At 50.0% G+C, this 9,470-nt stretch carries 9 protein-coding genes and 1 pseudogene; 2 read left to right on the top strand and 8 right to left on the bottom strand.

Annotated elements, in window-relative coordinates; translation table 11 throughout:
- Positions 1–1,637 (top strand): hypothetical protein (locus WG8_RS02900; RefSeq protein WP_007428580.1); only part of this gene is annotated, 1,637 nt, incomplete at its 5' end.
- 222 nt (positions 1,638–1,859) lie between these two features.
- On the opposite strand, the gene WG8_RS02895 is transcribed toward WG8_RS02900, so the two are convergent.
- Positions 1,860–2,282, bottom strand: coding sequence for a MarR family winged helix-turn-helix transcriptional regulator (locus tag WG8_RS02895; protein WP_007428579.1), 423 nt, complete (start codon positions 2,280–2,282; stop codon positions 1,860–1,862).
- Between the two features lie 163 nt (positions 2,283–2,445).
- On the opposite strand from WG8_RS02895, the gene WG8_RS02890 reads away from it, so the two are divergent.
- Entirely contained in the window at positions 2,446–3,912 is a 1,467-nt protein-coding gene (locus tag WG8_RS02890) for an MFS transporter (RefSeq protein WP_007428578.1), read from the top strand.
- A gap of 16 nt (positions 3,913–3,928) precedes the next feature.
- Here WG8_RS02890 and WG8_RS02885 read toward each other — a convergent pair whose 3' ends face one another.
- From WG8_RS02885 to WG8_RS27790, 7 genes and pseudogenes are all read right to left on the bottom strand, one after another.
- Complete coding sequence (locus WG8_RS02885; protein ID WP_007428577.1) at positions 3,929–5,005, bottom strand: Gfo/Idh/MocA family protein; 1,077 nt, start codon at positions 5,003–5,005, stop codon at positions 3,929–3,931.
- Between the two features lie 209 nt (positions 5,006–5,214).
- Complete coding sequence (locus tag WG8_RS02880) at positions 5,215–5,628, bottom strand: DUF350 domain-containing protein (RefSeq protein ID WP_007428576.1); 414 nt, start codon at positions 5,626–5,628, stop codon at positions 5,215–5,217.
- Between the two features lie 136 nt (positions 5,629–5,764).
- Entirely contained in the window at positions 5,765–7,225 is a 1,461-nt protein-coding gene (locus WG8_RS02875; protein ID WP_043890718.1) for a glutathionylspermidine synthase family protein, read from the bottom strand.
- Between the two features lies 1 nt (position 7,226).
- Positions 7,227–7,580 (bottom strand): hypothetical protein, encoded by a 354-nt coding sequence (locus WG8_RS02870; RefSeq protein ID WP_007428574.1) that lies wholly within the window; start codon positions 7,578–7,580, stop codon positions 7,227–7,229.
- The gene (locus WG8_RS27795) at positions 7,580–8,104 is read right to left on the bottom strand and encodes a hypothetical protein (protein ID WP_007428573.1); all 525 of its coding nucleotides are present in this window, start codon (positions 8,102–8,104) and stop codon (positions 7,580–7,582) included. The genes WG8_RS02870 and WG8_RS27795 overlap by 1 nt, the downstream gene beginning before the upstream one ends.
- 104 nt (positions 8,105–8,208) lie before the next feature.
- Positions 8,209–9,114 (bottom strand): M15 family metallopeptidase, encoded by a 906-nt coding sequence (locus tag WG8_RS02860; RefSeq protein WP_007428572.1) that lies wholly within the window; start codon positions 9,112–9,114, stop codon positions 8,209–8,211.
- 150 nt (positions 9,115–9,264) lie between these two features.
- Positions 9,265–9,470 (bottom strand): annotated as a pseudogene (locus tag WG8_RS27790) (phosphoribosylglycinamide synthetase); the annotation flags it as partial.

The raw sequence follows: 9,470 nt of genomic DNA, 5'->3' as shown, positions 1-9,470 counted from the left end.
CCGGCGGTTGGATCGGCGATATGGTCGCGGAAGAGAATGTCTATAATACGAGCGAAACAGGAAGCAAAGGCGTCTTGCGTATAAAGTCTGGTGCTACCACCGGCGGCGGCATCCGCAATATTGCAGTGCGCGATAATGCGGTCAATTATACTGCCGCTACTGAAAACAGTACGATTGTAATTGACACATCCTACAGCGACGGCAATGCCAGCACAGCTTTCGGTCCGGAAAGCGAGCAGCCGCTGACTTTCGAAAACATTCTGGTACGCAATATGACGGTATCAAACACTACCATACCGCTGATTAGCGCGGCGGCACCCGGCAGCTCCGGCTATGCTAAAAGCCCAGTGCTGCGCAATTTCAAGTTCGAGGATATCAAGATCCTGAATTATTCAGGATCAACTGGCGGTACGATTGCGATAAATGGTTTGTCGGATGTTACCTTCCGCAACATTACAGGTCTTCAAAATGCCATTACCACCACAAACAGCAAAAACGTCACGATCGAAAATGTCGACAAGACCACCGACCGCAAGCCGGATGCGCTGAATGCGAGTGGCGCACTAACCGTGACGGCCAATACTAATAATATCACTTTAACTTGGCCCGCCATCGGTAATGCGACGCAGTACGTTGTGTTGGTTGATATGCTGGATGGCCATGGCTATCAGCAAAACAAGATTGTAGCGAGTACGGGATCGGGTCCGCAGTCCACGGTAATCGCGCTCCGACCGAGCACCTCTTACAAAGTTGCGGTCCGACCGGAGACGATAGGTACAAACGCTTCCTATGGGAAACTGCTGGAGGCGCCGGTAACCACGGGTGCTGCAACGCTTGGTGGATCCACGATTTCGACTGCTTCGCCGAATTTTAGAGTCAAAGCTGCAGATATCACGGGCATTTCCTGGCAGGATTTCGCCTGGAATACCGTTACCGACGCTGTCTACGGCGTGCATTATTATGAGCTAACGGCAACGCCAAAAAATCCTAAATATGCTACCAAAAAATACAAAGCCTATTTTGACACCTCCACCCGGAAAGGTTATTCGCTGTGGGGGCTGGATGATGGCGTGACCTATGATGTTACGATGAAAGCCATCAACTGGGTTGGACAGGAAGGGCCTCAGTGGGGTTCGGTTACGATCACTACCGTTCCCGGCACTTTAATGCAGATTCCAAAGTGGGCTCCTGACAGCAAGCTTACCGTCAGCGGCGGCAAGTGGATTGGGCAAGATATGACCATCACATGGAACGAAAAAGACGTAACGGATTATTCCAATGGCGATACCGCACGATTTGCCGGCTACCGCATCTTGGTTAACGGCGTACCTGTGGACGGCGGGGCAGTTCAAGCAAACGCAAAACCAACCGTTCAACCAGGGCAACATACTTATGTGCTTTCCACTGCCGGATTTCTTCCCAACACTCCTTATACAATCTCGGTAGAAGCGGGAAGCGAGATTCTGAAATATGCGTCCGGCGCAGGCGGACTTAGCGGCTCCACAGGTTTTACCGGTACAAAAAACACCACCCTTCCTCGGAACCAGGTGACCTTTGGAAAATGGACCGGGCACGGGCCGAGCGTAACGCGCACATTATTATCGGGGCCAGCTACTGATGCAAGTGTTACAAGGTAGCTGTCGCTGGAGTAACGGCCACCTCTTGCGAGCAAACCGGAGTTTGCAAACAGGCGGCGGATTGTGGATTTGTTGAGCCGCGGTTCGCCTCCATTAATCCAATCTACAAGACTTACAGCTTAAAGATTGGTACTGAGATCTGGAAAGCAGTTATTGCAGAGTATTCTCTGTCATAGCTGCTTTTTCTTTTTACTGCTCTGGCCCAAGCTAGTTCTCTTCTCTTTATTCGTCGGGCTCTGCACTAATTCTTTGCAATAAATCGATGAGAAGGTCTTCTTCCTCGTCAGATAAATTGCGGACAAGACCGGCATTGAGCTCATCCAGGATTCCTTGCAGGACAGGAGAAAATTCTAATGCCTTGGCCGTTGGGGACAAAAGATGGGAACGGCGGTCATTCGGGTCCGTTCGCCGCTCAATGTAGCCGGATTCCTCCAAGTGCCTCACCGAACGTGCTGTGGTTGCCTTGTCAAATTTAAGTTCATTCGTCAATTGTTCCTGTGTAATGCCCGGACGCTGCAGAATAAGCTTTAAAAAGCTGTGCTGGCCGCCACTGCCGATTCCGTACGGAATCAATTTTTTGGACAATATTTTTTGATTTCGGCGCTGTAGGTGGGAAATCAACTTTCCAATCGGTTCTTTTCTCATCAAATACACCTCATCGGCTTACAAATTTCGAATCCGCAGATGGGACAAAGCCAAGTTTACAATAATATTGTTGCGCACGCAACTAATTTGCTGTAAACTAGAAACGTCAATTAGTTGCGAGCGCAACTAAATAGTAATGCTCAACGATGAAGAGGTGCTAAACATGAATTCAACCGCTACAACTGCAGCAACATATCAAGAAAATAGCGAAATCCAAAAGAAACGTTGGATGATTTTGATTGTATTGAATCTGTTTACGTTTATGTCTACGCTGGATGGAAGCATCGTCAATATTGCTCTCCCCGTGTTGTCACGCACGTTACATTTACCCGTAGCCCAGATTGAATGGGTGACAACCGCCTATTTGATGGCTATATGTACAGCCATTTTATTTTTTGGCAAGCTCGGAGATATGATCGGTAAAATCAAAATATTCAAGATCGGTACGATCGTGTTCATTCTCGGCTCACTGTTGTGTGGTCTTAGTTCTTCGCTGCCCATGCTTCTGATCTCACGTATCATTCAGGCGATTGGGGCCTCCATGACCATGGCCAACAGCCAAGGGATCGTGACGGATATCTTTCCGTCCTATGAACGAGGCAAAGCGCTGGGCTTAATCGGAACCTTCGTATCCCTGGGCAGCATTGCCGGACCGAGCTTGGGTGGCATTATCGTGTCCTCGCTGGGCTGGCAGTACATTTTCTGGGTCAATGTGCCGATAGGATTGGTGGCTGTCCTTCTGGGCTGGAAGCTACTGCCGGAGGACCTGATCAAGGTAAAAGACAAGATCGACGTTCCCGGCAGCTTGATGTTTGCTGTTTTTATTCTTGCTTTATTCGCCGGATTGCTGCTGGGGCAGCAGGTCGGATATGGAGACAACCGTATTATCGCTTCGCTGGTGGTCGCTGTGATTGCTTTTGTCGTGTTCATTCGCTTGGAAATTCGCCGTCCACAGCCGCTATTACAGCTTGGACTATTCAAAAATCCGTTGTTTTCGCTCAGTATATTGTGCGCTTTTCTCGTCTTCGTCGCTAACTTCTGCTTTAACATCATTTCGCCCTTTTATGCGCAGAATATGCTGAATTTGTCGCCTTTTTATGCCGGATTCCTGCTGATGCTGTTTCCCATCTCCATGGTTATCGTCGCCCCCCTCAGTGGTGCGCTTTCCGATAAAATCGGGTCTGAACTGCTCACATTTGCCGGGCTTGTGGTCATGGCAATTGCCCAGATTGGCTTGGCCCGACTCCATGCAGGCAGTCCCGTTCCGTTCGTAGGTCTGTGGATCGCCATGCTGGGCATCGGCAGTGGTCTATTCCAATCGCCCAACAATTCGTTGATTATGTCCAAGGTCCCTCGTACACAGCTCGGCTCAGCCGGAAGTGTCAACTCGCTGGTACGTAACGTTGGTATGGTGGTGGGCATCACTTTGGCCACGTCCATCCTGTTTTATATCATGAGCAAAGAGGCTGGTTATCGCGTCACCGGATTAATTCCGGGTCACCCGGAGATCTTTCTGGCCGGGATGCATGTGGTTTTCATGACTTCTGCGTCCATCTGTCTCGTGGGAGCCCTGCTGACATGCTGGCGGCTGATCGGGGCTAAACGGGCAAAGGTACAGGAGGGAAAATAATAAGAATGCTAGTCTCCTACACTTCCACTAAACGCCCGTTCTCTCTCCAGGATTGCAGTATTTTTTCAAGGACCCACTGGTTTTTGTACCCGTCCTCGAACAATGGGGCACGATCCACGGACTCTCCCCTTGCCAGCTTCACGAAGTCTTCATAAGCCGTGTGGTCATAGATTGCAGGGACAGCCCAAGTCTCGTATTCGGCATCCGGATGCTCGGGGTCACGCAGCACAATGCGGATATTTTCCCGGTTGTTGAGACTGGCGTGCAGCGCACCCAGTTCGCCGTAGATATCCACTTCGATATCGTGACGTTTGCCAATGGCATTTTTGTGGGTGATGAATGTACCAACCGTGTTATCGCCCACAATCCCATGAAAGGAAGCGAAGTCTTCCACATCCACCTTTACAGGCAAACCTGTGGCCAGATCGGGACGCTCGGGTGTAATCGTATGCAGCAGCGCTGCGACACTTTTAAATTCACCTACCAGAAAACGAGCCAGGTCAACAATATGTGAGGCTGTATCGCCCACAACCCCGGAGCCTGCCTTGGCTGAATTATGGCGCCACGTATACGGATGTTGACGATAGGGTGAGAATGCATCCATCAGATACCGGAATTGAATGTTATAGATGTTGCCCAGCTTGTGTTCATCCAGCAATTGCTTGGCATATTGGAAGGCAGCGCCGTAACGATGCTTATAATGAACCAGAAAAGGCACCGGATTCGCTGTATACAGCTTTTTCAACTGATCCGCTTCCTGCCACGTGAGTGTCAACGGTTTTTCCGCCAGGACGGCTTTGTGTTCTTCCAGCGCAATCCGAATAATGTCAAAATGCACATCGTTGGGTGTCAGCGACAGAATCGCATCCACCTCCGGGTCACGAATCAAGGCTTCATAATGGGGGTACTGCTTGGCAGCAGGAAGTTGCAATTGCTTACCCAGCAGTTGAAGACGATTGGAGTCCACATCGCTAATGGCTGCAATAGAAACCCCCGAGATCGTATATAATGATCTAATGTGATATTCAGCGATCAGGCCAAGGCCGATGACACCTATGCGAATGAGTTTGGTTGGGGAGATGGAGGTATTCATGTATCTGGATTCCCTTCTCTGCAATTTGGCTTTATGCCTGCAGCAAATTTCTTTTTGCTATGCAGTATCACCCGTAGCCTTGCAGAATAGTCCCTGCAGAAGCGACAGATATCTATAAAAATAAAAAAACCTGCAATTCCGCTGTCCGGTTTTGCAGATCCTTTTATACCTTCTCTATACCAATTCTCTATACCGATTCTCTGTACCAGCTACATCAAAAATATACCTACCACAAAAGACACCCCGACGATGATCGAGCGCAGCAGTTGCGCCAGAGCCACATTGCCTTTGGCAATTTCCTCGCACACTTTGGTACGCGGGGTCAACAGATCAAAAATAATATAGACCAGACACAGCACCACTATGCCTACGGCTGACCAAATCAGCATATCGAGCCATGAGTGGCTGCTATATGACACCATACCCACGATAATACACAGTCCCAGCAGCTTTGCCCCCATATAGATGCCTGCCGCCTCATTGCCGCGTGCAATTTCTTGATTATCGTTATAACGCGTCAGCAAGCTGAACACAAAATAACCCACGATTAAGATGGCAAACAGGATAAGCAGGCCGATGCCTACATTGCCCAATGCGTTGCCTAAGCTGATATATGAGTCCAATCTTCTTCCTCCTTATAGATACTTAACATTATGGATACTTAATATTATGGATATTTAATCCTAGAGACACTTAAGCATATGCATACTTAACACTATAAATAGCTATGTTCAAATCCTTATTAATCGCATGAAAAGGCTAAGAACGCCCAGATGACTCATGAGATGCGGTCGGTACGGCGGCTGCGCAATAATAGGCCATATCGCCGGTGACCTTTTCCCCGATTCGTGGCAAGATGCCCGCAAACCTTCCGCCGATGACGAACACGCCTGTCAGCACGTAGCCATGGTATAACCCTTCTTCAGTCTGCACCTCTGCGCTCTGCATAGGCCATAGCCGCTGATAAATCTTGGGTTGGCCTTCGTAATAAGCGGCAATATGTGCGGCCTCCTCCTGCTCAGGCGTTAGCGGGGCATCTGCTTCATTAGGGTCGTCAGAGTCGTTAGATGGGGCAAGCTTCGCCCATTGTTCCGTGAGAGCTGGTTCCGTCAGAGCTGGAACTTCCAGCTTATTTTCGGTATCGACAGACTCAATCAGATGCGTCCCTTTGCCTTCCCGACCCCATATGCCTTTGGCCACATAAGGCTCTTTATTTTGCACAAACACCGTGGGTTCAAAATACGTGGGCAGCAGGTAGGTTCGTATCACCTCCAGCTCCCGGTCGTCAAACAAACGAAAGCCACAGAACTCTGGTGTCTGCTCATTGCGCTCATACAGCGACCATATAGTTGCGGTGAACCCCTTGCTTTGGGTAATCATATGCTGCGGCGGATTGATTAATCCTATTTTACCGTCCGCTACCATATCCATTAAGGCTTGTCCCACCTCTAGCCCCGTGTCTTCTTCCCGGTCATCAATCAGATATTCCAGCGGATACAGACGATAGAGGATATGTATCGGTTCTCCCCGGTGATACAATCCTTCGCCCGGTATAATTTCCAATTCTTCCAAAGGCGCATAAACCACTTCAAACCCGGCTTGTTCACACAAGCGCATGATATATTTCGTGTTTGTCTGGTCCTCGATATGCCAGTCATAGCAAGTAAAATACACTTTTGTGCCTAATCCCCTGCTGCTATAAAAATGAATCAAATCAGTCATCGCACACCGAATCGCTTCATCCATTCCAGAAGACGGTCCCACGAGGGCAGTATCTTCCCGTGATCCTCCGTCCTCATTCAGTATCTCCAGCAGCTTCCCTTCGAGATAGGCTGCCTCGGGGATTCCAGTCGGGGTGTCCGTATTGTTCTCAATACACTTGATACCCGCTTCTCCCACAATCCAGTCCTGTCGGGTAATTCCCTCCGGCACGGCCTCCATGCGCGCAGCACGCAGCAAGCCCGGATGGATACCCAATCGTTCCACCAGATACTCATCCGGCATATAGCGCTGAACGAAGTGCTGAACCTTGCGATAGATGCTATGTACCGCCTCAGCCGCAGCCTGAAGCTCTGTCAATTCGGTTTCCTCATACATCGTTAATGCGGGCACACAATAGGATTTGCCGTACATGCGATGGTACGGAATCCTGCGGCTGATTTCACCGTTAAAAAGCTCGTCATGATCATAGGGCAGTTGCCGAATGGTACGCATACTCATTTTAACCTCCAGAGAAAAAGCCGCTACGCGAGCCGCTGCTGCCAAAGCCGCTGTGTGAGCCGGAAGATGAAGATGAGCTCTTGCGATAAGAGCTTGAAGAAGAACGACTGCTATTATAGGAGGAGCCTCCACTTCCACTATACCCACTATAATAGGTCGAGCCGCCATAGTAATACCCGCTGCTGCCTGCATCCCGACACGCTGTTTGCTCCGATACAGGAAGCTCATCACAGTCATAATACTCGTCGTCACCACAGCCCGTCAGGGCGGCTGGCACAGCCAGCATCAGAGCAAAGGCCGCCATCCGTGTACGAGAGCCGGGCTTGGATTTGGTGTTCTCCCAAGAGTGCTCCATCACAGATCGACCTCCCTCACAAACAGATGTACCTTTTTCAGCTGTGGGTCCAGCACTGAATAAATAAATTCATATGTTGTGCCATTCAGCACCGTAAAGTGGTCCAATAGACGCTGGGCTAGCTCCAACGTAAATACCGATCCTTCCCGGTGCTCCATACTACGGAACGCAGGCTCATGCCATACCCAGTAAACTGCGCTGAACGTGGAGGTGTAACTCCCCTCACTTGCCAGCACGAGGTCCGTAATCGACGCACCGTAAGGCTTTGCACGTTCCCCTGTAAATTCGGTCACATAGACGGAATGCTCTGTGTAATCCTCACTTTCATTCGAGGTATGCGCCCATAGTTTGTCATGGAGACGCGTGGCGTCTACAAGCTTGCGCAAAAACAGCTCATCACCCGATACGGATTCCCGTGTCAGGCTGCGCAGTTCCTTTTGTGTCTCTTCTGACCATTCCCGGTACGTTAATGAATAATAAATGATGATTCCCTTCCCTTCCTGTACGCTTCTGTCGTCATTCACTATACGAGATTCTACCTTGAAAAGGTTCAATTTGGAAGAAAAATATGTAAAAAAGCCGCAATCCCACAGGATTACGGCTTTGGTTTTCTTTGTTTTTTTGGCTGCTACAGTTTGATATTCTTATCGTCGAAATATTCCTCCAACGTCAGCCCTTGCTTGGCTACATCCTCCGCAATGTCTTTTCCCACATAACGGATATGCCAAGGCTCGTACACATAGCCAGTGATATCTTGCTTGCCTTTCATATAACGAATAATAAATCCATATTCCGGCGCATGCTTCTCCAGCCATTCGCCTTCCTTGGAAGCCCCAAAGGATTGCTCAAGCACATTGCCCACGCTCGGGCTCGATACGTCAATCGCCAACCCCGTCTGATGCTCACTCGTACCCGGTACGGCGCTGACCTGGGAGGCATATGCCTCTCCTTTGGTCTTTACGTTGTTGTTGAAAATAGAAACCTGACGCTTATAGGAACGGTATCCCGATACTGCACGCAGCTCTATACCGTCCTTCTTGGCACCGTCGAATAATTTCTCCAAGGCCTCTGCCGCTTCCTTGCGCATATGCCGTTTCTCATGCGGCCCGTCGAAGGAAAAAGGCACCTGCGGCTCTACCAGATCGTCTGGGGCATAGCCCTCAGGCAAACTGCGCTGTTTGTTAACAACGACCGTGTCAGACGTCGCATTGGTAACAACCGCGGTTCCGCCCTCTTCCTTAACCGTGGCCTGCAGCGCACTCTGGCTTCGCAGTACCATCACAGAGTCAGCCTGTACGCTTTCTGTACCTGCGGAAGCTTGTCCTGTGGCAGTGCTGCTGTTGTCAGCTTCCGGCTGGGTGGAAGGTTGTGCATTTTCCTGTACCGTAGTAGATGACTTCAATGGCTCGCTTTCCTGTCCACCTGAGCCTCCCTGCTGACAAGCAGCCAGCAGGAGTCCCGGCAGGATCAGCCCTGGAATGAGCGCCTTGGTCCAGCGCTGAGGGGGGCGAGTTTGTTGCATATGTCGTTTCATGCTGGTATCTCCTCCAATATCGCAATTGATGCATGACTTGCTATCACTTTCCGTTCCCCTATTGTAACCGAACTTTCGACACTCTTCGAAGCCGTTATCCAGTTCAATGCAGGTGAATAGGCCTGAAAAAGGAAGTATAGACCCGAATTGTTACGGAGTATGACGTTTTTGCGGGATTGCGGCCCGGGCGCGCTCAGCTACACGCTCACGTATGAGCTTCAATGCCTCTTTCGCGCGGGGTAATCCCGGCAGCAAAGCCGTAATATCCGCTTCATTCTTTGAAGCAAGCTTCTGCGGCAGACGAATCTCAATCGCATGAAAACCCGCACCAGGGCGGTGCAATGCTCCCTCGGCGG

Source organism: Paenibacillus sp. Aloe-11, assembly GCF_000245715.1.
Lineage (GTDB): Bacteria > Bacillota > Bacilli > Paenibacillales > Paenibacillaceae > Paenibacillus > Paenibacillus kribbensis.
Note: the sequence above shows the minus strand (reverse complement) of the source record. Positions and strands in the feature narration are given on the sequence as shown.

Coding starts and splice junctions, on each gene's coding strand:
- WG8_RS02895 (WP_007428579.1), bottom strand. CDS start 2,282: ATGAGAAAAGAACCGATTGGAAAGTTGATTTCCCACCTACAGCGCCGA.
- WG8_RS02890 (WP_007428578.1), top strand. CDS start 2,446: ATGAATTCAACCGCTACAACTGCAGCAACATATCAAGAAAATAGCGAA.
- WG8_RS02885 (WP_007428577.1), bottom strand. CDS start 5,005: ATGAATACCTCCATCTCCCCAACCAAACTCATTCGCATAGGTGTCATC.
- WG8_RS02875 (WP_043890718.1), bottom strand. CDS start 7,225: ATGAGTATGCGTACCATTCGGCAACTGCCCTATGATCATGACGAGCTT.
- WG8_RS02870 (WP_007428574.1), bottom strand. CDS start 7,580: ATGGAGCACTCTTGGGAGAACACCAAATCCAAGCCCGGCTCTCGTACA.
- WG8_RS02860 (WP_007428572.1), bottom strand. CDS start 9,114: ATGAAACGACATATGCAACAAACTCGCCCCCCTCAGCGCTGGACCAAG.